Origin of the sequence: Enterobacter cloacae complex sp. 2022EL-00788 (assembly GCF_026627565.1) — a bacterium.
In the GTDB taxonomy this organism is placed as follows: domain Bacteria; phylum Pseudomonadota; class Gammaproteobacteria; order Enterobacterales; family Enterobacteriaceae; genus Enterobacter; species Enterobacter pasteurii.
In genome coordinates this window covers 1-25,098 of sequence record NZ_JAPNMC010000017.1, presented here as the reverse complement: position 1 = coordinate 25,098, position 25,098 = coordinate 1, and the positions used below count along the sequence as shown (strand labels likewise).

Annotated in this window: 22 protein-coding genes and 2 pseudogenes; all 24 read right to left on the bottom strand. The window is 53.8% G+C overall.

What is annotated here, in order from left to right; genetic code table 11:
• Nucleotides 1-29: 29 nt before the first annotated feature.
• Nucleotides 30-2,189: a DotA/TraY family protein gene (locus OWK27_RS20785; protein WP_047625721.1), complete on the bottom strand. Its 2,160-nt coding sequence runs from the start codon at nucleotides 2,187-2,189 to the stop codon at nucleotides 30-32.
• 57 nt (nucleotides 2,190-2,246) lie between these two features.
• Nucleotides 2,247-2,789 carry a conjugal transfer protein TraX gene (gene traX, locus OWK27_RS20780; protein ID WP_267591132.1) on the bottom strand — a complete coding sequence of 181 codons (543 nt, stop codon included), beginning with the start codon at nucleotides 2,787-2,789 and terminating at the stop codon, nucleotides 2,247-2,249.
• Nucleotides 2,786-3,988 (bottom strand): conjugal transfer protein TraW, encoded by a 1,203-nt coding sequence (gene traW / locus OWK27_RS20775; protein WP_248077441.1) that lies wholly within the window; start codon nucleotides 3,986-3,988, stop codon nucleotides 2,786-2,788. Before traW ends, traX begins: the two co-directional genes overlap by 4 nt.
• Before the next feature lie 12 nt (nucleotides 3,989-4,000).
• A complete protein-coding gene (locus tag OWK27_RS20770; RefSeq protein ID WP_267591131.1) occupies nucleotides 4,001-4,570 on the bottom strand; it encodes a conjugal transfer protein TraV in 570 nt (189 codons plus the stop codon).
• Nucleotides 4,570-7,623 (bottom strand): ATP-binding protein, encoded by a 3,054-nt coding sequence (locus OWK27_RS20765; RefSeq protein WP_267591130.1) that lies wholly within the window; start codon nucleotides 7,621-7,623, stop codon nucleotides 4,570-4,572. Before OWK27_RS20765 ends, OWK27_RS20770 begins: the two co-directional genes overlap by 1 nt.
• Nucleotides 7,624-7,709: 86 nt before the next feature.
• The gene (locus OWK27_RS20760) at nucleotides 7,710-8,573 is read right to left on the bottom strand and encodes a conjugal transfer protein TraT (RefSeq protein ID WP_267591129.1); all 864 of its coding nucleotides are present in this window, start codon (nucleotides 8,571-8,573) and stop codon (nucleotides 7,710-7,712) included.
• A gap of 45 nt (nucleotides 8,574-8,618) precedes the next feature.
• The gene (locus OWK27_RS20755; protein WP_022649996.1) at nucleotides 8,619-9,023 is read right to left on the bottom strand and encodes a DUF6750 family protein; all 405 of its coding nucleotides are present in this window, start codon (nucleotides 9,021-9,023) and stop codon (nucleotides 8,619-8,621) included.
• Nucleotides 9,024-9,057: 34 nt separating this feature from the next.
• On the bottom strand, nucleotides 9,058-9,582 hold the full coding sequence (gene traQ / locus OWK27_RS20750; RefSeq protein ID WP_022649995.1) for a conjugal transfer protein TraQ: 525 nt from the start codon (nucleotides 9,580-9,582) through the stop codon (nucleotides 9,058-9,060).
• A complete protein-coding gene (traP, locus tag OWK27_RS20745; protein ID WP_267591128.1) occupies nucleotides 9,582-10,355 on the bottom strand; it encodes a conjugal transfer protein TraP in 774 nt (257 codons plus the stop codon). Before traP ends, traQ begins: the two co-directional genes overlap by 1 nt.
• The gene (gene traO, locus OWK27_RS20740) at nucleotides 10,336-11,643 is read right to left on the bottom strand and encodes a conjugal transfer protein TraO (RefSeq protein ID WP_267591127.1); all 1,308 of its coding nucleotides are present in this window, start codon (nucleotides 11,641-11,643) and stop codon (nucleotides 10,336-10,338) included. Before traO ends, traP begins: the two co-directional genes overlap by 20 nt.
• Nucleotides 11,643-12,623, bottom strand: coding sequence for a DotH/IcmK family type IV secretion protein (locus OWK27_RS20735; RefSeq protein ID WP_045891814.1), 981 nt, complete (start codon nucleotides 12,621-12,623; stop codon nucleotides 11,643-11,645). Before OWK27_RS20735 ends, traO begins: the two co-directional genes overlap by 1 nt.
• 10 nt (nucleotides 12,624-12,633) lie before the next feature.
• On the bottom strand, nucleotides 12,634-13,206 hold the full coding sequence (locus OWK27_RS20730) for a DotI/IcmL family type IV secretion protein (protein WP_267591126.1): 573 nt from the start codon (nucleotides 13,204-13,206) through the stop codon (nucleotides 12,634-12,636).
• 134 nt (nucleotides 13,207-13,340) lie between these two features.
• The gene (locus tag OWK27_RS20725; RefSeq protein WP_022649990.1) at nucleotides 13,341-13,691 is read right to left on the bottom strand and encodes a hypothetical protein; all 351 of its coding nucleotides are present in this window, start codon (nucleotides 13,689-13,691) and stop codon (nucleotides 13,341-13,343) included.
• 1,299 nt (nucleotides 13,692-14,990) lie between these two features.
• Nucleotides 14,991-17,267 (bottom strand): annotated as a pseudogene (locus tag OWK27_RS24395) (LPD7 domain-containing protein); the annotation flags it as partial.
• Between the two features lie 71 nt (nucleotides 17,268-17,338).
• On the bottom strand, nucleotides 17,339-17,626 hold the full coding sequence (locus OWK27_RS20715; protein WP_022649988.1) for a hypothetical protein: 288 nt from the start codon (nucleotides 17,624-17,626) through the stop codon (nucleotides 17,339-17,341).
• On the bottom strand, nucleotides 17,623-18,783 hold the full coding sequence (gene traJ / locus OWK27_RS20710; protein ID WP_225828800.1) for a plasmid transfer ATPase TraJ: 1,161 nt from the start codon (nucleotides 18,781-18,783) through the stop codon (nucleotides 17,623-17,625). Before traJ ends, OWK27_RS20715 begins: the two co-directional genes overlap by 4 nt.
• A 12-nt stretch (nucleotides 18,784-18,795) precedes the next feature.
• Nucleotides 18,796-19,602 (bottom strand): type IV secretory system conjugative DNA transfer family protein, encoded by an 807-nt coding sequence (locus tag OWK27_RS20705; protein WP_022649986.1) that lies wholly within the window; start codon nucleotides 19,600-19,602, stop codon nucleotides 18,796-18,798.
• The gene (locus OWK27_RS20700; protein WP_267591124.1) at nucleotides 19,599-20,072 is read right to left on the bottom strand and encodes a DotD/TraH family lipoprotein; all 474 of its coding nucleotides are present in this window, start codon (nucleotides 20,070-20,072) and stop codon (nucleotides 19,599-19,601) included. Before OWK27_RS20700 ends, OWK27_RS20705 begins: the two co-directional genes overlap by 4 nt.
• 70 nt (nucleotides 20,073-20,142) lie before the next feature.
• Nucleotides 20,143-20,559 (bottom strand): hypothetical protein, encoded by a 417-nt coding sequence (locus tag OWK27_RS20695; protein ID WP_248077455.1) that lies wholly within the window; start codon nucleotides 20,557-20,559, stop codon nucleotides 20,143-20,145.
• A 108-nt stretch (nucleotides 20,560-20,667) separates the two neighbouring features.
• Entirely contained in the window at nucleotides 20,668-21,873 is a 1,206-nt protein-coding gene (locus tag OWK27_RS20690; protein ID WP_267591123.1) for a conjugal transfer protein TraF, read from the bottom strand.
• A 104-nt stretch (nucleotides 21,874-21,977) separates the two neighbouring features.
• The gene (locus OWK27_RS20685) at nucleotides 21,978-22,814 is read right to left on the bottom strand and encodes a hypothetical protein (protein WP_267591122.1); all 837 of its coding nucleotides are present in this window, start codon (nucleotides 22,812-22,814) and stop codon (nucleotides 21,978-21,980) included.
• A 146-nt stretch (nucleotides 22,815-22,960) separates the two neighbouring features.
• Entirely contained in the window at nucleotides 22,961-23,437 is a 477-nt protein-coding gene (locus OWK27_RS20680) for a hypothetical protein (RefSeq protein WP_267591121.1), read from the bottom strand.
• A gap of 19 nt (nucleotides 23,438-23,456) precedes the next feature.
• Entirely contained in the window at nucleotides 23,457-24,617 is a 1,161-nt protein-coding gene (locus OWK27_RS20675) for a site-specific integrase (protein ID WP_267591120.1), read from the bottom strand.
• Nucleotides 24,618-24,878: 261 nt separating this feature from the next.
• Nucleotides 24,879-25,098, bottom strand: a pseudogene (locus OWK27_RS20670) (prepilin cleavage protein); the annotation flags it as partial.

Genomic DNA, 25,098 nt, shown 5'->3' with positions numbered 1-25,098 from the left:
TATAGCACTACTGGATAGATGTCCACATCTCAACTTTTTATTCCATCATTATTTGTTTCCCCTGGACCATTCATACCCTTCGTATTAACGCCAGGGGTATGCCGTATATTCCTCCCACCGGCTACGAACATATCTTTGACAGAACCAGCCATGCTTCCAAGAGTATTTGCTGCATCTCTACCGCCAAGGAACGAAATGACGTAGTCAGGTAAATATGCCTGTAAGGCAAATATGCTAGATACCAGTGTCGTGCAAATTCGAGCATAGATCATTAAAAAACCAGCCATGCTGAATAAACCTGTTAACGAGTTGGCTTGAACATTGACCAGTGCGACACCAAAAAGTGCATGAAGGATAGTGCCAGTAGCAACAATCGCAACAGATGCAAAGAAAAATCCAAAAACCATAAGTGCGGGACGAATCATGGTATCTATAAAGTAAATGTAACCATAAGCCGCACGACTGCCTCGATCCTGAGACGTACCTAGGTGAGTTGCCCCCCATAAAGGTCCCGCTGCGCAACCTACTAGAACACTGACAATCCAGTTACCAATACCAGTCATCCAGAAGATAAACGGAATAAATGGCAAATAGATTGAAAGTGTAAATCCAGCGCTAAACATAAGTAGTAACAAGAAATATACTGCTGGCGAAATGGCATCAAGCCCTTTATCTACAGCGCTAATTGCTCCTGTCATATTGACAACCTTCCCGAGAAGGGATGACTCTCCACCCGCAACAGCAGCCCGTATGACCGTGTATGCTGTTAAAGTTCCCTCCGCTGCAACCAGCGTGTAATCTCCAACATTTTTCATTTTAACTAATGGGTTTACCTGCCCTGTTGAGGTTCCTGTCCCACTATAATTTGTTGCGATGTTGCTGGTTAAACTGACGAAAAATGGAGCGAACGAGTTCATTAATATGCTATTTGGGTCATTTCCTTCAGAAGCACTTAACTCGTTTTGTGATGTTGCTGTACCTGCTGGAGGTGCATAATTAGAGTTTTGTAACTGGGTACGGTAGGCGCTCATTACCGCACTGAACAGGTCTCCGCTGCCAATTTCCCCAAGGGATGACATCCCACTGGTTGCCGGCGCGCGACTGGCAACTTCTGTCAGGCGTTGATTGGCCGTTGCAAAAGTCTGATACCAGGCACCGAGAGCCGCCCAACCATAAGTGTCGAGGTAATTCCTGACAGCATCCTGTATGCCATTTTGTTCACTCTGCGCCGGTAGTGCGCGCTGAACAGTTTGTTCGTACGTACTGGCTGCTCTCTGAATGCGGGTTTCAATATCCGGGAGTGTGCCGTTGCCGGTTGTTCGTTTATTCATAAACCCTGCCATAAACTCGCTGGCCGCGCTGTCCATATCCTGTATCATTGCTTCCATAGCTTTGTTTTGCGCATCCACCACTTCACTTGTATCGCGGTTACTGAAGGGGTTAAAGAAGCTTCCGGAACCAGACGAGGAGTCCGATTTCTGTTGTTCCGGTATCGTCGCCGTGCCGCACACACCGCTGCCGTTGGTGACCCGGTAGGTATAATTCCCTCCAGAAGAACCGGATACCCCTGCCATTCTGGCTGTGGTCGAGTTTGCCGTGCTGTTGTAATCGTCCAGCGCAGTATTGATGGCATATTTACAAAGCTGCATCTCAAAAATACCGCGTGCAGAAGTTCGGGTCGAAGCCTGTGTGGGCTGGACAGTCAGGGAATAGCCGCTGGCAATATCACTGGCTGCTTTGGACACCATCAGGTTGGCAGAACCTACGCCCATAATCGACGCGCCCCAGAGGATGATTAGCTGGGACATGCTCCAGCCATTGGCGGTCGGGATAATCATCAAAAATCCTGACACTGTGCTCAGTGTGCTGGTGATATCGCGATCCCCGCTGAATACCTTGCCCTGATGCCCCGTTTTATTAATGTGCTTCAGACCAATAAATACAAACCAGACGACGGCAAGGACGGCGATAATTCCGTTAAACAGAGCAAACAGATTCCCGATCATCGTGGTATTGCCGGCGGCGAGAGGGTCCAGCACCACATCGCCGAAGATAGTGACCAGTGCCTGTCGGGAGAGGTCCTGTGCATTGGTTGCAGCAGAGACTATGTCATCGTAAGTGACACCTGCGCGTGCCGGGGTAACAGAGATAAGCAGCCCTGCACAAAGCGCACGAATGAGATTTTTCACGGTAACTCCGGATAATGCATGAATGCCGGGATGTCGGCAGGAGGCAGAGAAGGGCAGCTATTTCCCGAGAATGGCATCTCGTACGGCATGGGTTTCCGCCATGAAATGCTGAAAGGTGCCTCTTTCAGCAAGACTTACGCGACGGTTGCGTAACTGCCACAGTCGGTAGGTTACGATTAGCGCTTTTGACCATGCCACGCCAGCACCGGAAAACAGCACCACACAGGTGCTGATCTGGTGTGCGGAGATACTCCCGCCAATAATGAATGGTGTCAGTGCTGCAAGCGGAACCGGTATGGCCATAAGCCAGAACAGCACTCGCCAGCGCTTGCGCTGGCTCACATACCCCTTATCCAGCTGTGCGGGGGTACAACCTGATTCCGCAACGGCTTTTTCCCAGTCAGGAGAAGCCGGCGGTTTGTCGTCAGTAATGAGCTCCGGAAAAGCATCACGCATTCGTTCAATATTTCGTGATGTCATGTGCCGGGCAGCCCGCAAATACCACTTCGTTTCCTGCAATGGCAGAAATATGCTCAGCAGTCCCCGGGTAATTCGTCCAGGTAGTCCTTTTTTCCGTGTGACTGTTTTTTCCAGTGTCATTTGGCCGCTCCCTGGTTCATGGCTGATTCGAGTTGTTTCAGTCGTGGGGCGTAGGACTGACGGGCAAAGGCGGCGAGCAGCTGGCCGTCGATCACGTTCCCTTTGCGCAGCAACTCTTTAATGTCGTTAAGTTGCCAGTTCATCTGTGCCGTAGTTCGGATGAGTTCGCGCATAAGGTTATCTCCGTCCATTTGCTGCAGGTCAGAGAGATAGGCTGTGTTGGCATATCGACGTCCGGCCTCAAACGATTCAAATTCCCGCTGGCTCATGTAGCCCTTCGCCTTCGCCTCCGGCGAAGCCACATTGTCAAAATACTGCGCTGCGGAAGGTGACTGCAGTGCTTCTTTCAGGGCATCACGGGTAGTTTCACTGGTCTTACTGTCGGCAATCAGCGAGAGCTGAGGTTCAGACGCGGCATCGATGATACCGTTGTATTCGTTGAGCAACCCTACATACGTACGACCGGTAACAGTGTTGACTTCACCTTTGCCAGGCGTGCGGCCTGCTGAAGGGCGAGCCGTGTTTTTCATGTAGGCCATAGCGGCATCAATCTGTTCCTGTGACCAGGAAAGTGCCGGTGCCTGCCCTTCAGGTCCCGCGCCGCCATAGATGGAGCGTACCTGACTGTCACCTCCGGGCAAATTACTGACGGCAGGGCAGATACCGGTTCCGCCAAAGCGTTCATATTCTGCTGCCGTACAGTACGCGGCATGTACGTTCGCACCGTCATAAGCGTCGCGGGCCTGTTCTTCCGATGCTGTAGAAATCCTCTTCCGCACCGCTGAACTGGAAACACCTTTGCCTGATGAGAGTTTTGACGCGGCGCTGCCTGATGCATTTTTACTTTGTGCTGCCACACCGGATGCGGAATCACTACAGATCGAATCCGGTACCGAAAAACTCTGCCGTGCCTCCTCCAGACGTTGGGTTTCATTATTGAAAATCATTTGCTGACGAGTAGCCTGCCCATCCTGATTAATCAGGGCGCCGAGCTTGTCGGCGTTCTGTGTGATGGCTGTGCCGGTGGCCTGTTGCATCTGTAGTATTTCGACCAGAGTTGCCTGGATGGTGGCCATCTCAGGCAGAACCTGAGTCGTGATCGGAACGCTGGAGTTCACGTTGACCGTTAAAGCACTGGCAACAGTGGGAAGGCTGGACGCGATGGCCAGCGCCAGCGCGGGGAGGTGACGTTGTATCATGAAATTCTCCGTTTATTTGAGCGGGGTAAACACGTCGGGAAGGCGGGGTGACTGTGTGCCGGGGGCGAGGGCGACCAGAGGGAAGGTCTGAAAGCGTCTGCTGATACGTCCTTCCCGGCTGCGGGTGTCTATGATTGTCAGCCCACGACGCGTGATTCTTGCATGAGCTGGAGGGGTGATATCCAGTACCGGCCAGTCTCCCGGGCTGAGTTGTGGGGTATCTGCTCCCTCCGGCCATAACCAGGTATCATCAGTTAACACCGCCCCTGTATTTTCAGGTAGCAACCACTGGACCACATGACGCGATTCCCGCACCGGTTCGCCTGGCTCATTGACCTTCCAGATGGCTGTTGTGACCAGCTGGCGTGGTCGCGCTTTGAGTGAAAGAAGCACGCCACAGGCCTCTTGCGTTGCCCGGCGATCGGTCGCGTATACCGCCCGGGAGTTCACTGCACTGTCTGTACGGAAGTGCCGGGACGGCAGGACGAACTCCACGCCGTCGGCATCGATCACCAGGCGGGAAAGACTGACCTGGCCCTTTACCGGGCGGCGACAGCGTGGCGTCAGGTGGATGGAACACATCAAAGGTCATACCCCAGCTCATTTATCATTTCGTCTGCCATCAATTCGATGACGCCCTTATCACCACGGGCGCCACTGTTACGCTCCCTGTACTCAATGAGTTTTTTTGCGGATCCGCGAGGGAACTTCTCCGCCAGTAACTGACGGGCACGGGCAGTACCGATCGTATCCGAGAGATTTCTGCGTAGCGCGCCGTCTTTTTTGTCTGAGTTAAGCGACCACAGCTCCAGCGGTCCGAGCGTAAACCGGACAATCCGTGCCAGCGTCCCCTGGGTTGTGCGCATCATACATAGCATCGGTACGCCACTACCGTCTGCAGCCGGACCAGCTGGCATACGCAGGAATGCATGAAGATTGTGTTCAGGGATCTTAAAACTGTCCCGTAAAAGTGGAATATCTTCCTGGCGGAAGCGCAGCAGCCAGAGGGTGTTGGCAGAGTCGAGCAGGCTTTTCGGATAGTCGGTAAGGAACTGGGTACTCAGCACCGTGCGGATACCAAACTTACGTTGTTCACGATCCTGCGTATCCAGTGCTTCGAAGATGAAATCAATGCCTTTGACGTTGTGCAGTTCGTCATAGATTTTGGTTTTCATTTCACTATCGAGCTGGTTGATGCGTCGCATAATGCCCGGGAGGTAGGCTTCCGGCAGTATTTGCATTACCTCATCCTGATACTGCGGCAGCAAAAAATCACCCGCAGTGATGTGGCCAGCAAAGAGGAACATGATGCCGGTTTTCAGTCTGCCTGCCGGGGTCTTATCGCCGGCGACGTTGTTTAAGTCTACGGCAATAATGCGTGTGTTCGGGTTCAGCGCAAAACGAGTCCGACTGGCCATCATCGGGTAGTCCTGTCGGGCCTGAATCATGCAGCGCTCAATGTACTCCACCAGGGGCTCCTGTGAGCCGTTACGCTGTATCCGGCCAAAAGTCTCCTGAATGACCTCACTGCGTAGTAGCGCGGGCATATCAGCAAGTTCTGGTACCGCCTGGTAGTGTGCCCGCTGAGCCGCAGATAATTGTCCACGTTCATGCAGGAGGTCACGTACTTCGTACCATGGTGTCGCGGTCCACCACTCCGGATCGTGCTCACCCCACAAACCGGATGACTCCAGTGCCGCATCCACTTCTGGCTCTACGTTTGAACGGAACATGTTTGGCTCAATACCACTACGCATGTCATACGCCAGATCAATCAGGCGGTTCACTATTTGCCGGGTATCTGTAGGGTTAGGCGGGGTCCCTTTATCCGGTTCGATACAGAAGGCCGTCAACATGGACGCGATAAATTGCTTCTCTGGTGTCACTGGCTTACGAGCGCCGTACAGGATGTCGAAGACATTGCGTGACTTAGACGGGTCGTTGCTGAGTATGATGCCGACTGCTTCGTCCTTTCGCTCTTCTGGCAGACTGTCACGTATCAGCTGGATTAACCCCATCGCGCTGAATCCTTTATCAATGTGAGCCACATAAGGAAGCGAAACCTGGGCGGAAGATACCTGTATTTCCGTCAGGGTATTAATCAGTACCGATTTACCCAGACCCGAATCGCCAGGGGCAAGTTCGGTATGCTTGTTCTGGCGAGAAGACCCCAGCCCGACTTCCCAGGCGCATCCGTCTTCCGTGTGCAGCATCAGGTTGCCTTCCCCTCGCCAGACGGTACCTGGTCGGTTGAAGGGCAACATCGATAGCGCATGGGAGAGTGGCGGGTAAAGCGGAACAGGGCCGGAGCCCGCTGACGCGGCCAGCATACTGTTGACCCATCCCCTGCGAGGATCACCGAATGTGGTGGTAGTGTTACAGACTCCCCAGCCCTGCAACGCTGATTCAAGCAGCATCTGATTACGGGAGCATATTTCCCGGGTATGCCCCCAGGTGGACGCCACAATGGTCATCACGCAGACCGGATCGCGTTCATCCGTTGCAACCAGCTGTGTGAAAGCGTCGTAAAGTGGGCGAATAGAGGGAATAAATTGTCCAAATGATGAAATAGTCTTTTTCCAGCCCAGCGCTTTCATCCCGCCAGGCATGATGTCGATTCGTATGCGCCAGGGAACGGAACGTGGAACCAATTTCACAAGCTCATTGAAGGGGCGGGGATGCTGAGGCGGAAGTGTTATGGCCACCATGCCGTGCCACAGCCCCCCTGCATGCACCAGATTACCTTCTGTTTCTGGCGTACAACCAAATACCTGAAGATTCAGGAAGGGAGCTAGCAGTGCTGTAGCGTCGCCCTCCTGAAGCGCACCCGCTGGCGCAGCCTTCCCCGGTAATGCCGGGCGCCATGCGGCCGATGTGCTGTTGCGTGCTGTTTCACGTCTGATTTCATTACAGAACTCAGGCACATCAAGCAGGCGGACAAGCAAGCCGTCTCCACCGCGTACGAGTGCTTTTTCAAGAGTGGTGATAAAGCTGTCGTGCCGGATCTTCAGACCAGACATTTGCCAGCGCCAGGGCTCCTGACCAAAGCGCGCGACAGGTGCTTTATCCTGAATGGCCCGAACGGTGGCGTTAAAATCGGTTCGTTCCTGATGACTCACCAGTGTCGGAGAGCTCCAGACGGCAAGCCAGCAGCGCTCACGAACAAGCCACGGAGAAATGACATTGATCTTCTCATTAAGCAGGTCATCCAGCTGGACGCCGATGTGCTGAATTGAACGCATTTGTGGGGCGATCATGGCGCTGACTTCGTCACGCCCTTTTTCCGGGTCACGTTCGAAAATGAAGGCCAGTTTATGGCCGATATTTTTCCAGGTGGTGCTGAGCGTGGACGCGAGGTGCGCGATCATTCCTTCAAACGCATCCGGATGATCGTCTGAGGCTGTTTCCGACATTTCACGCAATGCCCCGGATATTTCGAATACAGAAAGGAAATAGCCATGATGGGTGACACCTATATAAGGCGCTTCCAGCCAGGGTCTGAGCTCCAGATCTTGTTTGTCCAGTCCGATCACCGTACGAATGTCGCAGTAGTCGACAAAGTCAGCAGAGACGGCGAAACGGGAACAGGTATTCATAACGTCTTCAATAGTGAAGACAAGGCGGTTGATATTCATAGCTGCGAAGACTCCACCGGAATGGCGTGTATTGATGGGCGAGGCGCTTCTGTGGGCGCATCTGCGGGATAAGGCTTGCGTTAGGTTTACGTGACAGTGGTACCAGATGACTGTGAGGATAATATTGTTGTCTGCGAGGCTCCTGACAGGACGTCACTGTCCGTCACTGAATCAGGTGTCAGGATCAACGCCACTCCGTTCATTTTTTGTCGCATTTCATCGCGCATGACTGGCGGGAAACGTTTAAGCGCATCTGCATAGTCAGCTGGTCGCCATCCCCCGAAACGTTCTTCCAGAGGAAGACGATGGCGGGTCAGTTCCGACAGTACCCGACGGCCTTCCCGAACCTCGCCTGGTCTGGTGCTGAAGACGGCCAGCAGGGCTTTTCGGTTCAGGGCAACAACATTACGTGGGTGCAGGTCCGGTAGCCAGACCATGACCCCCTGAGCAGCAGCAAATCCGTTGAGGGCATGCCAGGCATGGCAGAGGTAACAGAGGTGAAACGGTGTCGTGAGCCGTTCTAATTCAGCATGTTCGATGTCAGACAGCAGACTGGTGTCGGTCAGCAGTGTTTTGGGGATGTGTCGCAAAGCAATCCGGCGGGCGGCAAGTGATGCGTGCTGCATCCCGGTCCGGGCAGCTTTCAGAGCCCGGGCGTGTTTCTCATATTCAACCGGTACCTGCGGGGTGGGACGTGACTCCAGCTGAGCCAGCGTGTCTTTCGCTCTGACGAGTCGGGTCCTGGCATCCTGCGCGTCTTCCGCAAGTCGGGATAATGGCAGGGATTCCGGTAACACAAACAGATGTTTCATGTCAGCACTACAGCAATAACACCGCCCTCCAGAAACGCTCTCTGGGGGAGGAAGTAAAGGGGCTGTGGAATGGACAACATCAGGAACCGGAAGCGGATGTTGCCATGGACAGTCAGGTGTCTTTTTCTTTTTGCTCATCGTTTTCTCCTGAAAGGGTCGGTAAACACCGACCCTTTCCTGTGGTTAGCTGATATTGACAGAGCTGGTACCGAGCTGTTTCTGGGTTCGTCCCATAATTTCAGGGACTACGGCCAGTAGTGCGCCGATGGCCAGACCTGCACAGCAGCGGCCCACAGTGATCTGCGGATTGGTGCCCACTTTTTTGAAGGACAGCAGTGAACCGATGAAGATGAACACACCGATCGCCTGGGCAATTTCCAGACCGGAAGTTTTACCGCTTTTGGCACCAGAGGCGGCGCTACCAAACATATCGGCGAGATCGCCATCAGCGAAGGCCATGCCGGGTAACAGGAAAGTGACCAGAGCACACAGCCCCTGAATCATGCGCTCGCGGCACTGCATCATGGTCAGCTGGCAGAAAATAACGACGGCATAAAGACGCGCGGAAATAGCACGGAAAAGTGACATAGTGTCTCCTTGGGTTATAAAAAAACGAAGTGTGTTAAAAAGAGAGGCCGAGAGTGGCAAGTGCGGCATCGATGAGCTGAGGTGAAAAGACCATACCGGTCCCTGCAAACAGTTTTACTGTCGCAGCGCGAATGCTTTCACTTGAACTGAGTGCGGTGTGCCCCTCCAGCTCTGATCGTCGAAACATATCGAGTGCCGCATAGACAAACCCCACTCCTGCTAGCCGGACCAGAGAAAGTACGGCGTTAGCAGCCCCGGCAGCAACGCCGTAGGTGGCGGGTTGCACATACGCGATTGCATCAAAAGATGTGGCGCCAAAGCCAAGCTGCGCACCACTGGCATTAATGATGGAGGGGAGAGATACCAGCGCGGCGCAGGAAAAAAGGCCAATAGCAAACTTGCCCGGGGACAATGGACTTCGACTGGAACGTTGCCGGGTCAGAAGTGCGATGAGGCCAAAAAAACCAATCATCTCGGACCAGCTGAATAATAAATCCAGCCCAGCGGTGAAGATGCCCGAAGCAAGATTCTCTATTAGCGTGACGGCATCCAGTGCCATTAGCGCAGGGTTCCTCCGGTTGTCACCACAGAGCGCGTGGCAGGGTCAATCTGACGAATAGTGACTTTACCCAGCGTATCCCCCTCCCGGACTGACCAGGTACTGCCCTGCCATTTGATCCACGCCATTCCTGCTTCCAGCGACATGATTTTCATGCCTGCAACAGCACTGGTTGTCTGCCGTTTCTGGGGCCGGGAAGCTGTTTTTGAGGCATCAGAGGTGCTTACGCGGGTTTCCAGAACAGCCAGCTTCTGTGTCAGCTCATTAAGCTGTGCACGCGTTTCTACTGCGTAAGCCTCATCCCTTTTGATAGCATCAGACAGGCGCGTAACGCTGTCTTTAAGCGACGTCAGAGAGTCATTTATCTTGCGGTCACGATCGTTCAGCTCGTCACGGATATCCGTCATCATGCTCGCCCTGTCGTCCTGAGCCATTGGCAGGGACGTATGTGCCGCCGGTTGCGCCGCGGCTGGCGAGACAGCCTGCTGCGGAACAGACTCAACCGTACTATGCTGTGCACCGTCGAGTGTATTTTCAACTTCACTGAAGCTGGTTTCAGACGGCGTATTATTCGTCAATGACAGTGATGGACCGAACAGGTACCAGAGGCTGCCCACTGCCAGAAGCGTTATCCCGAGAAGCCACGGCAGAGAATAGCCAAACAGCAGGTCTCGCTTCCAGAAGGGCGGTTTCTCGCGAGGATCTGGCGCGCCAAAATCATCCTCGCTTTCCAGTGTTTCTTCTTCAGGCATATCAATTTTCTGGTTCATCATTGTTCCTCACGGGTACGGTATCGCCATACTGACGACGGATTTCAGCCTGGCGGCGCGCGATGGCTTCCTGCAGGCGGGTTTCGGTTTGCTGCTCTGCGGCAGCGGGTGCTGATAAGGTGCTATTGATTGCGGGGCGGGCCGCTTTATTGCTGCTGACAATGTCGTCAGAAGTAACCGAGTCAACGAAGAGAATGGAGATAACTTCTTTCTGCTTCACGGTGACCTGGCGGAACGGCTCACGGGCCATCTCCTGTTTGATGACTTCCGCCCCGGTCTGGGCTGTGCCGCCAACCATTACGCCAGCCACTGTGCTGCCATCAGGTTTACCCACTCGTCCGGTGACGGTACCGACACTGGACTGCATAACCTGAGTGTTAGCATCCTTGTACAGACCGCCAAGATCACCAAGACCTCCCAGTACAGCGGGCAGAACGATGTGTGTTCCCCATCGATGGGTAACATCGGAGGCCACAGAAGACATCAGGTTTTTCTCACTCTGTGCGCTTGCATTGACGTTCAGCTCCATGCCGTTCCAGCTCATACTGGTAAATCTGATGTCCAGTCCATTGCCGGCAAGTTTTACTGACGAACTGTGAAGTCTTGCGCCAGCCAGCGGCCCGGCAGGAATAACCGCAACAACCTCTGAGTTGGGGTTATCTGAATCCACGGCAGTCTCCATATAACCGGCCGCACGCGTAAGTGCGTGGATGAAGACCTGTGCACTCTCTGTTTCAGTTTTTGTCTCTGCCAGGTTTCTTGTGCCAGTCGCTGGCGATGTCTGCGTAACACTTGCCAGGGCAGTTGCCAGCACCGGTGCATCGCCGCCAGTCTGTGCGTCACTGATCCGCTTAAGCAGTTTTTGCAGTTGAGCCTGGCGCTTTTCGTTTGCCTGCTCTTCTCCGGCCGGGTTTTCCGCATGGCGTGATGCTGCTGGCGGCGGAGGTGGCAGGTCCACCGGTTTTGTTTCTGGCACCTTATCCGGAGGGGGTTCCATGACTTCAAGGCCGACCGGGAGACTGGCGATGAAGGATGAATCGGTCCGTGCGGCTTCCTGCGCGCCTAAATCGTTTGAGGCTTTAAGCAGTTCACGGTAACGCGGGCTCTCCGTCGTGGTGGTTACGGCACTTGAGGCCGTACCGTTAAGGTTGACGGCAGAATCTGTTCCTGAAGGGTCATGTGTCAGCCACGACATGGCCAGATAACCCGCGGTCACTAAAACCAGGGCACTAAATCCAATTATTGAAAAAAGTTTTTTGCCGTTCTTACCGGCATCCTGTTCTGCGCTCATTACTGAAGCTCCGGCGTGACGTGAACGGATTTCCCGTTTACTGAGAAGGTCAGTAACGGGGTGACGGGGAGTTTCCAGAGATGCGTACCATCCGCTGAAGAGAGTGTCTGTTCAAACTCGTCGCGCAGCATTGCGCGGGAACGGACCATCAGATCATCACCGCTTTGCCAGATCGCAGTGTCAGGGACGTTGCCCTGGAATTTAAGGCGACGGGCATCTTCTGGTGGTGTGCCATCCAGAAAAGCCTGCAACGTGGCGCTGTGGAGTGCGATTTTATCGACGGGTACGCCCGGGGCTGCTGAGCCAGGACCCAGACGCGGGACGCGTAAATCCAGCCGACTGTCGATCTCCTGACTGGCAGTACGGGTGTCTGTCTCACCACTTGTCACATTGATCATGATTGGAACATCAAGCCCTTTCAGATATACGGAAATATTCCCCGCCGCCCACGGGCGCAGTGGTGTTATGGCCAGCATGTTGGTTCCAGCATTGAACTTCACATCAAAACTCTTCGGGCTGGCATTAATTGGCGGATCTGACTGTGGCCACGGTGCGCCACTGATGTCCGTCAGGGTGACGACGCTCTGGTTATTCATGGCCGTGCGTACCAGCGGGATACTGGCGCCTGGAGAAAGATTGAGGGTTAATGAACTGATACGCGGAACCACGCTTATCATTGGGGCATTTACAGAACGCTCGTTGTCGGTCAGTCGAAGCCTCAATTCGCGTATCTCATCCGCTGACAGAGGCGAGTCTAAACCTGCTGCCTCATCTACCAGCGGCGAGCTTTGTTCCGGGGGCGGGAGCTCTCCACTAATCCGGGTTGCCGGTACACCTGTTGTTTGCGCTTCTGCCCCCTGAGGAGCGGCGGCAGTTGTTGCACCAGGCGTCCTGGCATCCTGCCAGCCAGTATTGTCAGCGGCGGCTACGAGGGCCGGACCACACAGCAGTAGTGTGGTCATGAGATAACGAAGTTTCATGGCGGGAGCCTCAGAGGTTGCGGGGAGCGTTGCGTGAGATCATCTGGCGGATTTCCATCCCGACGGGTTTCTGTCGTGGATCTACGCGCTGGATGGTAATTTCGAAAACAAACGGTTGTTCAGGCTTGCTGGTCGTCTGCCCAACCAGGCGCAAACGTACCGGATACTGCATTGTCCAGAACCAGGTTCCGTCAGACAGACGCCCACGCCGGATGACGACACCAGCCCCTACGGAGCCGGTAAGATTCATACGCTCGCGTTTCAGGGCATCGTAGATATTGGAGTTGGTTAGCGCCTGGATGTAACTGGCGTGTCCTGCTTCAGAGAACAGCGATGCTGTAGAGGATACCTGTTCACGATAATGAACGAAGTCCAGGTTAAAGGCCCGCATCAGAGCCTTGCTGCCAAAGGCGATGGCATCGTCCTGGCTCCATGCTGGTTCGGAAGTGGGAGCCAAGCGAACCAGGCGCCCACTGTCGGTGGCAAAGTAATCCCGTGGCTGTTGTATCAGAGCCCAGGTCAGGCCAGCATTGAGGATGATGCTGATAAGCAGGCCACTCCCCAGCAGGAGGTTACTCTTCATCAGCTCTGGTGCCATTTTCTGGCGTTTTTCTGCCGTTTTCATCATGTTCACGGCGTTTTTCAGCGGATCCTCCGCAGGGGAGGGGGCCCGCCCCTTTGCAGGGGGGGCTGATTGTGTCTGTTTTGTCATAGGTTTCAGGAGTTGAAGTTTTTCCAGGGATCGATGTTGTCTGGGATCTGTTCGTTGACTTTATCCAGGGCCGCTTCGCAGACCTTATTTTCCAGTTGCGAAATGATTTCATCGAGCCCGGGGAATTGCGGCAGGGTCACCTTGACGTTCTTGATACGGGACAGACAGGACTGCAGGGAGGATGAGACATTGCTTTCGCGCTGTTCCCAGGCTGTTGCGGCCGCCCTGGCTCGCTCATAACCAGCCTGGCTACCCGCTTCAGCAGCACTTCCTGCTCGGCAGGTTGCCGCCGCAGCGGCGGCAGAAAAAAGCATGAAGCCGGACAAAAGTCCGGCTTTAAGCATGTGATATCGCATTCTCTCTCCTTATCGGCTTATCGGCTTATCGGCTTAGCGGCCGGGGCTGTGGGAGTGTTCCTGATGAAGCGCTTTTTCCTGTCTGCCCTCCGGCTTTCGGGCGTCATCCCATTGTTTCCAGGTCTGTTCAAAACCGAGGCGCTGGAACAAGGTATCTGCCTGTTTTTCCGGTGTGTAGAGCCGGGCGGGAAGCGGTGTATCCTCTTCCCGACCTTTCAGGTGGAACGTCATCAGCTGAGGTGCGGCACGTGTGGTGCCGTCGGGTTCGAAATTCACCGCCTGTCCGTAGCCTACAAAGCGGGGACCGTCATCGGTGATGGCATTAATAACCAGCTGACTGTTGTCTGTGGTTGGCGTGGCCAGTGCCGGATACAGCGTTCCATCCAGACGAACCATCCCCTGCAGGTGTTCCCCCGCAGACTGGACAAGCAGAAGATCTAACTGGTTTGACTGTGTGTCCATAGAGGCCATGACGGGTACCAGCCTGTCTGGTGCTTCCGTGGACGGTGGCGAAATGCTGGCCGCGGCTACCGGTGACTTTACAGGATGCCTGTCTTCGCCCAGATAAAACTGACGCTCTTCCAGGCGAGGTGGCAGCTTCAGGTCTGTGGTGTACTCAGGCCAGGCCTGTCGGATTTGCTGTGTGAGGCGGCCAAACGTATCGACCGGGAAAGCCTGAAGAGGCTGTCCCTGCTCCGGTCGATCATGTGCCACGGCAAGACCTGTTGAGGCGGACGTCAATGACCAGTTATTTTTTACGCGCTCTTTTTCCTCACCAGGTACCTGCCAGCTGTCACGGGAATTGAGCGTCAGCGTGACCACATCGCCGGTTTTGTGGTGCGCGATCAGCTCCCGTAAATCCTGCCCCCAGTAGGTATGACTTCCACCGCGGTTCTGTAGCTCGATAAAGAAGCTCTTGCCCTTTTGCTCTTTATTTTCGTACATCGCTTCACCAAAGTTCTTGAGGACCGCCGTGACGCTCTGGCCTGGTTTCAGTGCAGAGGGGGCGGGCTCAGCGGGCATATCAGGGACCCGGATGCTGTCGGCCTGCTTAGGCGCTACAGGCTCTGTTGAGGGTGAAACGGCAGGCTGCTTTGCGGCAGTTGCCTGTGCTGACGGCGTCGGTGATACGGGGGGCACGGGTATGCCCGGAGCGTCAGGGGTAACAGCTTCGGGGGCGGCTGTTGCCGGTGACACTGGCGATGCGGCATCAGGTGATGGAGTCTGTCGGTTCAGGTCCGGCGTAGGAATATGCGTTGTGACTGAATCCCTGGTTGCCCCAAACTGTTGCCGCATATCCTCAAGCTGCGCGCGCTGCGCAGGCAGCTTCATTCGGATATCGAGGTCATATTCAATAATGAGCCGCATGGCCTGCTCTTTAAACTGCGTACTGCCGGTGAGCTCCACCACGCCGCCGTAATAGCGTGATGCCACGGCCAGCGCGGCGAGCACCTTGCGCTTGTCCTCACTCGCACCGTTACACATTTCGAGACGGTTGCCGAGATCGTGAAACGCATCTTCCCCGTCGAGACGGTAAAGCACCTTATTGTCACGCTGTTCTTCCGTTGACAGGGCTTTAATGATTTCATCGAGATCTTCTCGCTGAAGCGGTTCCGGTCTTCGCGGTCCGTAGACAAGCCCATCCGCTTCATGCACCTCACTCTTTGCCGTTTCCTTCCTGCCCGGGGAGGGCTCTGACGTGTTTTGATCCACATCGGCAGTCTGTGTCTGCTCCTGTTTTTGCCCGGTTGATGTTGCTCCGGGGGGCTGTGGAGGGATTGGTAATTCAGGAACGATCGGCTCCGGAGACTCAGCGTCTGTTTCATGTGACGCAGCCTCAGGCTTCAGGGTTTGTTTACCCGTTTCTGGTAGTTCATGGTCTGTCTGTCGTTCCTGAGCAGGCATATGGGGAATGTCATCAGACTGACTGTTCACCCATTCAGCAAATTGTGGGTCGTCCATCTGCGCACGTATGTCTGCATAATCATCGAGGTCAGGAACCGGTATATTCGATCCTGATTCGACGGCACTATGACTACGCTGACCGGCATCCGCAGAAGACGTCACGATCGTCCCGTCCGTGGTGCTCTGCGTATCAGGAATTAAAACATCAGCGTCTCGCAGGGACGTGGGGGCGGGTTCATCGTGTTCAGCCTTATTCTCAACCGGTGCCGCACTGATACTGGCTTCATCGGGCGGCATCACCGCTGCCGGAGAGATTATTTCAGGTTCAGGCGGGGCGGGAGGCGCTGGGTTTACTGACTCATCCAGCCTGTGGCTTTCAGACGGAATAACGACAGGTTCATCCGGGGCAATCGAAGACTGGCCGGATTCCTGGCTTTCCAGATTTTCCATTTTTGGGTCCTGTTGTGAGAGAAATTGTGCATCGTTGGGTGCGTAGTCTGTCCGGATATCGATGCCGGCAGACCTGAGGCGGTCGCTGATGTGCTCACGGAAGGCTTCTCTGCCCCGGCTGATATCGAGATCGTTGAAGTCCGTCAGCAAGCGTGCTTTTTCTTCTTCGGTGAAATCAGGGACGATGACTCTGCCGCCCGTGAGTTCTGCCGCTTTCTCAGCACTCAGGATGCCCTTGTTTTCAGGTTGTCCTGTCTGCGCATTCTTCAGCTGATGATCATTGTCTGCACAGAAAATAAAAGGACTGTCAGGCCAGACGGCACGAGCATTCTGGCCAACGGCAATCATGTTTCCCGCATCAACCGTCATCAGTACCGGCAGACCTGATGCCTCATGCAGAGAGGCTGCTGTGGCATATCCTTCAGCAAACAGCAAAGGCAGGCCATTCTGTGGCGTCCCCAGTGCAAACCAGTTACCTGTTTTTTCACTGTCTTTAAGGATGCGGGCGTCTTTTCCGCCGGTGAGCGGAATACGCTGGTAAGATCGTATGTCGCCATGCGCATTGCTGAAGGGGATCACAAGTTCTTGCTTATCGTTGATTCTTATACCCGGCGCAGCCTCCACACCCTTACGGGTCAGATAGGCGTTCGTTGTAGCCTGCGGGTAGCGTTCAACATATCGGGCGGCGTACTCCGCCTGCCGGTTGTACTGTTGCTTCAGAGCACGGGCATTGTCTTCACGCGTTTGCTGGGCGTGTGCACGGAGATGAAGACGCGCAAGCGGATCCATCTCGCCACCACCTGAAAACACCCACTGCGTCGGTTTAGCGTCGGCGCTGCGATAATCGCGGTACCATCCGGCAGGGCGCCCGTCCAGGTAAGCCTTGTAAGCTCCGCTTTTCGAACCTTTCTTGTCCTGTTTCGTCGGTACGCGCTGAAGGCTTCCATCCATCACGGGGAGCCCCTTAACCAGCAGTCCTGCTTCTTCAAGTTTTTGAGCAAACTCTCTTACCGGATCGTCCGCATTCATCGACAGTTCATGGGGGCGGGGCATCCATCGCTCGAACCTGGTCAGGTCGGCTCCTGGTCGGGCATACCAGAGGCGGTGCTCATCGTCCCATTTAAGGGCTTTCTGCCCATCGCTGAGACGCGGGTGGGCGTTGATGGCGTCGTCCTTCTCTTCGTGAGGTACGGCAAGCCATACGCGGTGACTTTTTTGCATGGTCACATTCCTGGAAGATATTGAGGGAGTAGCGTGGGAGCGCTATGGGGAACGAACGGGTTACATCGGGTTCAGAGACCAGTCCAGTCTCGTGGTTTTTCAACAAAATGCCGGTACCACCAGGGGCGACCGGAGGCAATCTTTCCCCTGAAGGTACTTATTACGCGCAGGCAGATAGCCCGTACACTCCAGCCAAAGAAATTCAGGGCAACAAAGAATCCCAGAATGGCGGAACAGATATACAGCGTCTTCATGGACGGCCAGCGAAACCAGACCAGATACAGCAACAGGAACGGCAGCGGGATACCAAAAAAGGTGACAGGCGGTGTGGCATAGCGCCAGAATCCTTCTCGTTTCAATGTCTAAGCTCCTGTGTCGGTAGGTAGAGTGCCGCTTCGTGTCTGTCTATATCACCCGTTACGTAACCTTCACGCACTTGATCGACAATGCGCCTTTTCTCCAGTCTCAGGATGTTATCGATGTGGGCCGGCCACTTCTCTGACGGGAGATTCTGTAGTGCATCGCGTAGCTCATCGTCGAAGACGATGTATTCCCGGAGAGCCCGGCGTTTGCCGTCTGTCGTTCTGACAAGTACCTGGACTACGATAAACCGTAACATCCCAAGCATCTCCCAGGCGCGTGCATCACGAATCTGAGGCGGGAACAGACCAAGCAGTCGGTTCAGGGTTTCACCTGGTGATTTAGAGTGCAGTGTACCGATGGTTAAATGTCCACTTTCACCGGCCTGGACAGAAGCCTCTGCTGTTTCCGTGTCACGAATTTCCCCGATACCGATGACCTCCGGGTTTCGGCGCATTGCGGAGCGAAGCCCATCTGCAAAACTTGCGACGTCACGTCTTACCTGAGCCTGATGCGGCGGCAGAAGGTCGTCGGGGCGGCCGAGAATGTACTCTACTGGATCTTCGTAGGTCACAATTTTGCGATCTGGCTGTGTGTCCTGGCAGTGGCGATACAACGACGCCTGCAACGTTGATTTACCCGAACCCGTTTCACCGCAAATAAGACCCAGCCCGGTTTTTGGCAGCATTGCCGCCGCCAGATCGGGCTCGATACCCAGCTTCAGAAAATCGGGAATGATGTGGGGGATCACACGCAGAGTGACGGAGAGAGCCTTTTCTTCCCGGGCAGATGTCCCCTGGATGATGTGCGCGCGTAGCCGCACGCGTTCCCCCCTTTCCAGGCCATATCGCCCATGCATGTCGCCGTCGATTTGAATGGCTCTGTCCAGCGGTCTTCCACCCTGCACTCGGGGGCGCACTTCTGGCCCCAGCAGGTCGTCAAGCATATTTCCCAGCATGATATTCGGCAGTATGGTGTCTGAGACTCTCTCACGTCGGCCATAACGACTCACTGAAACTGGTGAGCCGCCAACCAGATCCACATCACTGACTCCATGTGCCGAACACCAGGCAAAAAATGTCCTGAACTCGTCGGCGGTATAGGCACCGCTGAACGGGAAAAGCCCGAACGAGTCAGGGATAGCTGATATGTTCACGAGGAAAACTCCTTACTGGATGGTAACGGACGGGCGCCAGCGTGATTTCTGTAGCTCAAACGATGCATGTGATTTGAGTCGGCGAACACGATCGCCGGTAACGAGCTTCTGACCACTGCCAGTAACAGTCTGCTGCTGCTCGGTGACTTCCGGCCGGGAAATCATGCCCCGTCGCCAGAGCAGGGAATAAAGCATCATGCCGCGATAGTCCCGGGTGAGTTGATTCATGCTGGCCTCAAAGGTCAGATCGGCATTTTCGCGACCTTCCTGCCAGCCTTTTTTCAGTGCGTCTTCCCAGACCTTTCTCTGGGCGCTGTCTTCCGGCACAACCAGACCTTCTGTGCCAGGGGTTGCCGTGGTGGCCAGACCGCGTAGTAACCAGCTGCGCCAGCTGGGCGGGTTACTGACGAATCGCTCCGGTCGGATGATGGTCCAGACTTTTGAGGCTGTGCGAATTTGATCAGGAGTGATGTGTGCTACATCCTGCGCTTCATCAATAACCGGAGGAAGCCAGCCTTCAGGGCTGATAAGTGGACGGAAATCGTAAAGGGCATTGAGGGTGGATTCGCGGGCGTTGAGTGCCTGGGTTAACTCCCATGCCCGCTGGGATTTTCCTCCCCGGAATCCCAGTGTTCTGCCAGCATCAGTAAGCATTTGCCAGCGCGTTTCGGACAGACCTTCTGGTCTTTGTCGCTCCGGGTTGAGCCAGGCCTGCATATCCGGAGGTGGTGCCCCTGTATCTGTCGGTGAAGCCGGCCGCTCTCCTGCACACCCAGTCAGGAGCAGAGCAGGGAATAGTAACAAGAGAAAGCATTTCATTTCTTTCTGGTCTCCGGTTGCATGAAGTTGAGCTGGAGCAGCCCAGGGTACTGATTTAGGGTTGCGCGCCATGCGGTCTGTGCTTCGATAACGCGCAACACATTGCTGAACGTCATGCCACGAACGTGCAATGTTACGGGCAAGGGCAGGCGAACGCCGCTGTAGTTGAACTGCAGGCCACGTGCCCGCGCCAGTTCATCCAGTAGTTCCACAGCATCACCTTCCCAGTCGAAAGAGACGTCAGCGCTGTTGGAGCGAATGATCTCCATGGATGATGGCACGGTTTTCGAACCGGACCCGACACCGTTATTCCACATCTGATACTGTGTGTGACGGGTAACGGCAACGGATGAGGCCGCGCCGTAACGGTCGGGGGAAGGAGAAACTGGAGACGTTGATGGCGTAGTCCAGGACTGGCAGCCGGCGAGCAGGGAGATGGCCAACACGCCGGGAAGCATTAAATAATTCATGGTAGTTACCTTGCCGGGGGGCGACGGAGATTAAAGCCAGAAGATTCAGTGGGCGAGGCTTATGATGCCGTTAATTTTGATGTTTACTTTTCCTGCGTATCCAGCCAATTAATTCAGCTGGTTGATTATTTGCGGTCATCCAGAATAAAAGTCCGAATACAGAGAAAGTGAGATAAAACTGCCTGATGGTATCGTCAACACGCTCTTTCCAGTCATCCTCATCAATTAATACCGTTTTGCATACCTGAGGCATTACAAGAGGAGATGGCGGGCCGCTATCGTTTGATTGTTTACATTCTCTTACCATGCCTGGTGGTGCATCACCGGTAAGTGATCGGGCCTGTTCAAGGAAGGTGTCGGCGAGCGAGTGGTTGAATCCAAATAGCATGAACAGAATAAAAAAACCGGTGGCTGGCGCAGTTATCAGGCTGCTGAAAGCAACACTGCTGATTTGATGCAATACATGTACATATCGGAAAGATTTCATCTTCAACGGTCTCAGCGGGAGAAAGTTCGGGGGGATTACAGCCAGTGCACAGGGGATAACACACAAAGAAACGGCAGAGGAAGCCCATTGCGGGCTTCCCCTAAACTATCAGAACGTGAACTGCAACTGTGCGACCGCACCGTAGGTACGATCGGTTCCTGCAATACCGGTCAGGTCCAGATGTACTACGTCGAAAGGAGAGAAGCCCAGACCCGCAGTGAAAGCGTTGCCCTCGCTGGAGACCATGTTCTGACGATAACCCGCGCGTACCTGCATCCAGTTCCAGGCATTCAGCTCGGCACCCACACTGGCGAACTGGCGTTTGTCATCCCGCTCAAAGCGGCTGGCTTCGGTCAGATCCACATCGAGAGCGGTGGTCAGGATACTGTTACTCCATGCCACGCCTGCAGTGGCCTGTGGTTTTACTTTGAATGTTTCTTTCTCACCATTCACTGCTTTAGTGTCAACGGTGCGGGCGATGATGTTCTGTACCGCGAGACCCAGCATCCAGTTGTCGCCGAGGTTTGTTGCCAAACCGATGTCGGCGTTAAATCCGGTTTTAGTATTGCGGTAGTCATCCGAATTCAGGTCATTTTTGTCGAAGTCGTTTACCTTTGCGCTGTAGTTGAAAAGATCGATGCGTTGATACTTGGGCGTGATCCCCAGTGACCAGCTATGTCCCGCTGTTTCAAATTCGTGCGCCATAGCCACACCGACATCGGTGATAACGGCAGCCCGACCATAAGCGCGGGACGTTAGCGCATCCTTGTCTACCGTATCTGACGGGATGGCGCCGCTGGCGATATTATCGAGATACTGTAGATCGTGATCACTGACCTTGCCGTTTACGGAAACGGTGCCCCAGGACTTCACTACAACCGCAAATGGCAGCACCTTATTAGGGGTGGTAGCAATGACAGATGCCCCGACCTGTCCGTTTGCTTTTACGTCCTTCAGGTCTTCCAGCTTGTTGCGTAATGCGGCTGCACTTTCGCTGACACCGCTCTGGCGGTCAACTGCATTGTCAAAATTGTTCCACAGATCCTTTACGTCATCGGTATTATCGATGGCATTATCTGGGTCTGCGACCTGGACACCTACGGACGGCAGCACCAGGCTGAAGTCATCGTTCGCGCCAAATTTCGTCAGGAGTGCAGGGTTGGATAAGGCAGCTGTACCGTAATGTGCGGAAGCTACGCCAGTCCCGCCCATCGCATCGCTGCGGGCTTCCATATAAGAAGTTGCAGCTCCTGCATGAAATGCCATCACGACGGCGGAAGATATCAGTGTTTTTGCAATGTGAGTCTTTTTCATAAGTAAATTTCCTGTAGTCCTGTCTGGATTTAGGCAAAAGAAGGTCCTGATGCGCCAGCATCAAAATTTTCTTTTTCTTTTTTAATTCAGATTTTCAGCGTGGTTTAAAGCTGTCTGAATATAAGTACGGGTAACGTTGTTCCGTGTTCAAGTGCTGTTGCCAGCCCTGCACCTAAGGTGACGGGGCGGATAGTACCTGATGCTGCGTGTTCCCTGAGGAGTCGCTCTTTCCAGCATTCCTGCTCTGTATTCAGGGTGCTCGTAATAATGGATAGCACCGGAAAATATGTCAGCTGAGATGAAGATATTTTCTTCTTAATTAATATGCCGTTTCGTTCCTGATCTTTATCCTCAGTTGTATTTTCAGTCTTCCAGAAAATAATGTTGTCATTATTATTTTCGGCTGAAGGAATAATTACCTCCCGGAAAGTTTCTTCCGTTTGTGGCCATTGATGACTCGCGCTGCCTGTGTCGACAGGGGGAACGTTGCTTCCAAGCAACCAGCCAGGCGAAACGAAAAACCAGTCAGCGAGCGCCTGGAGAAGCGGGGTGGACAGATAGTCCATTGTACGTTCCCTGTCCTGTAGCACACTAACCCGAACATTCCATGACGACAGCAGTTCTGCGATGTCCGTCGGGCTAAGCTCGTGTGACTGCATCAGTAGCTCAAAGCGGTCTATAACGCTGATTGCAGTATTACTGAATGGCAGGAAGATATCGCGAAAAGAGCCTTCAATTACCATATTCAGCAACTCTGACTGAGAAATTCCAATTTTGCCTGACAGCTCATCAATCAGTTGACGGGTACCAGGTCGCAACCGAAGTGATGTGGTCTGCATGGGCTTCTTATCATTGCGCTGAAGCAGTTCTGCAATCCTGTTCCGATCAAGGTCGGGGAGCGCCAGAAGCGAGGTGAAAATTGCTGTAAGACTGTTTGCCACATGGCCCCCTTAAGTGAAATTAAACTTTGTTACTCAGTGGGTTAAAGAATAATTAATCGTGACGCGTATGTATAACGAGTTAATTCGATCGTGTAGATCGACTGCGTTTGCGTGTTCGTTTTAATTGCGTTTGTGTATTTGCTTTTTTAACGCGCTTTCCGGCGCGGACGAATGAGTACAAGCACGCCGGTTTCAGGTACGGTTATCCAGCGCCATTCCTGTAAAAATGTTTGCATCCGTATCCCGTTTCTGATGGCTGGAGGTATCGTGACTATGGTGCAGCGCCAGCGGTGCGTTTCCCCCATTTTTGACATCAGGATAGTCATGCTTTTCAGGTGTGCCGGTCGCATCAGATGGGATGTGAAGTACACCGGCGTGCTGTCTCTTTGTAGCGCCAGCTGCAACGTGGCCAGAAAGCTCCGGTGAAAGCGTGCCGCACGTCGGAGATTAAGATGGCCAACCCGGTCAAATGTCGACAGATGCAGGGTTGTGTAATGCTTCTTACGATGTCGAACCAAGGCCGTTCGGAACCCTTTCCAGGGCGTAACGGCACTGACGATTGTCATTATCGGGCAATACAGCAGTAGTGTTAGTGGTACTGCTGAAAGGAGAATCAAAAACACAGCCCCTCCAGAAGAAAAGTTATACCAGGGCCGACAGTGCCTGGTCGGGGTTAAGCGGACATATCATGATGTGATTGTTTGTCCTGACAGGAAGCTCCCCCGGCGCGGGGACTCGTTCGCCGCGCTGGGCTGCAAGAGCCAGTGTCCGCAGTAGCAGTTCGCTGGCGCGGGCCAATGCAAGTTCGCGAGTCGGCGCTGATACCGTCAGATTTTCGAAATCGCATAGCATTACCTTGATGTCTCCTGACTCTTCGCTGTCCTGCTCGACCTGGGCAGGATAGGGCACGAAGTAGGGGGCGATCTTTTGAGTCTGGCGCCGTCGCGCGTCCAGCTTGCTGACCAGCTGGTAAGCTCTCAGATGGGTGTAGCGCTTTAGCATATTCATCGAGCGGTGGCCTGATATAGCTGCGACCTCCATAACGTTCAGCGTACCGAGTTCGAAGAAACGGCTGATGGCCTCGTGCCGAAGATCATGAAAATGCAGATTTTCGATAGAGAGTTCCTTGAGAGCATTTCGCCAGGCGCTTTTGAAACCGGATGACGTATAGGAAAACAACTTACCTTTTAGCTGGGCCGGCATCATCTGAAGGAGGTTACGAGCCTTACGTGAGAGAGGAACATCTCGCGATGAGCCATTCTTGGTATCGGGCAGATGTGCTACGCCGTGCTGCAGGTCAATGTATTCCCATTGCAGGTTAAGGATTTCACCCTGGCGCATGGCTGTCTCAAGCGCGAGATGAAAAATTATATACAGCATTAAGTTTCGTTCGCGGAAATAACGGGAGAGTCTGCGCTCTTCACTGGATGTCAGGCGGCGATCGCGACCTTTGGATACTTTAGGTTTACGCACCAGTTCGACCGGATTGCTACGACATGTCCCCCATTCCACTCGTGCAATTCCGAAAAGTGATGATAACAGCGCCAGTTCAAGCCTTACTGTATTGCCTGAGATAGGGTTCCCAGTCCTGGGGTTGCACTGCATCAGTCTTTCATCACGGTAGGCTGCAATATCAACTGTGGTGATCTCATCCATGTTCCGGCTGGCCAGTGGGTGCCGTTTAATCACATTGACCCGGTAAAATTCCTGGAGATGGCCTTTTTTGTGAACTGATACCGACTCGTAATATTTATCGAGTCCCCGACTGAGGGACATTTTTCTTAAACGCGCAACAGAAGACATTATTACTCCCAAAAAGGCGAAGAAAATAAAGCCTTGCGCGAAAAATGCAATAACACTGTCAATCCGGTGCGTGGGTGTCTCCTGGAATTGGACGTTCTGGATACTACTGCCGCAGGACATCCTTTGACAAAGGTAGGTCTGATGATTACGTTGGGTTTACTCCACGAACAGATGATAGGTGCCCTGTTATCCAACCAGGAGATCAACCCAACGGTTACTGTAGTTGCATCAAAGTCATACTGGATTATTAACTTGGTCTTATCACTTAAGTTTGATGGCAAAGCACTTAACGTTATCAACGCTGCACATCACGTCATCTTCTGTACAAGCGTCTGAACCCGTTGAAATCCACCCTTGCGCAAGTAGCCCAGAATCCTTGAGAGATGACTGGCATATATCTCCATAGTTTTTTCCAGAGTTCACTTCCCAGACCATTCGCTCAAGCTGTGTGGCTGGCGCATTCCACGCACCGGATTGACAG

Coding starts and splice junctions, on each gene's coding strand:
- traX (WP_267591132.1), bottom strand. CDS start 2,789: ATGACACTGGAAAAAACAGTCACACGGAAAAAAGGACTACCTGGACGA.
- traW (WP_248077441.1), bottom strand. CDS start 3,988: ATGATACAACGTCACCTCCCCGCGCTGGCGCTGGCCATCGCGTCCAGC.
- OWK27_RS20770 (WP_267591131.1), bottom strand. CDS start 4,570: ATGTGTTCCATCCACCTGACGCCACGCTGTCGCCGCCCGGTAAAGGGC.
- OWK27_RS20765 (WP_267591130.1), bottom strand. CDS start 7,623: ATGAATATCAACCGCCTTGTCTTCACTATTGAAGACGTTATGAATACC.
- OWK27_RS20760 (WP_267591129.1), bottom strand. CDS start 8,573: ATGAGCAAAAAGAAAAAGACACCTGACTGTCCATGGCAACATCCGCTT.
- OWK27_RS20755 (WP_022649996.1), bottom strand. CDS start 9,023: ATGTCACTTTTCCGTGCTATTTCCGCGCGTCTTTATGCCGTCGTTATT.
- traQ (WP_022649995.1), bottom strand. CDS start 9,582: ATGGCACTGGATGCCGTCACGCTAATAGAGAATCTTGCTTCGGGCATC.
- traP (WP_267591128.1), bottom strand. CDS start 10,355: ATGATGAACCAGAAAATTGATATGCCTGAAGAAGAAACACTGGAAAGC.
- traO (WP_267591127.1), bottom strand. CDS start 11,643: ATGAGCGCAGAACAGGATGCCGGTAAGAACGGCAAAAAACTTTTTTCA.
- OWK27_RS20735 (WP_045891814.1), bottom strand. CDS start 12,623: ATGAAACTTCGTTATCTCATGACCACACTACTGCTGTGTGGTCCGGCC.
- OWK27_RS20730 (WP_267591126.1), bottom strand. CDS start 13,206: ATGAAGAGTAACCTCCTGCTGGGGAGTGGCCTGCTTATCAGCATCATC.
- OWK27_RS20725 (WP_022649990.1), bottom strand. CDS start 13,691: ATGCGATATCACATGCTTAAAGCCGGACTTTTGTCCGGCTTCATGCTT.
- OWK27_RS20705 (WP_022649986.1), bottom strand. CDS start 19,602: ATGAAATGCTTTCTCTTGTTACTATTCCCTGCTCTGCTCCTGACTGGG.
- OWK27_RS20700 (WP_267591124.1), bottom strand. CDS start 20,072: ATGAATTATTTAATGCTTCCCGGCGTGTTGGCCATCTCCCTGCTCGCC.
- OWK27_RS20695 (WP_248077455.1), bottom strand. CDS start 20,559: ATGAAATCTTTCCGATATGTACATGTATTGCATCAAATCAGCAGTGTT.
- OWK27_RS20690 (WP_267591123.1), bottom strand. CDS start 21,873: ATGAAAAAGACTCACATTGCAAAAACACTGATATCTTCCGCCGTCGTG.
- OWK27_RS20675 (WP_267591120.1), bottom strand. CDS start 24,617: ATGTCTTCTGTTGCGCGTTTAAGAAAAATGTCCCTCAGTCGGGGACTC.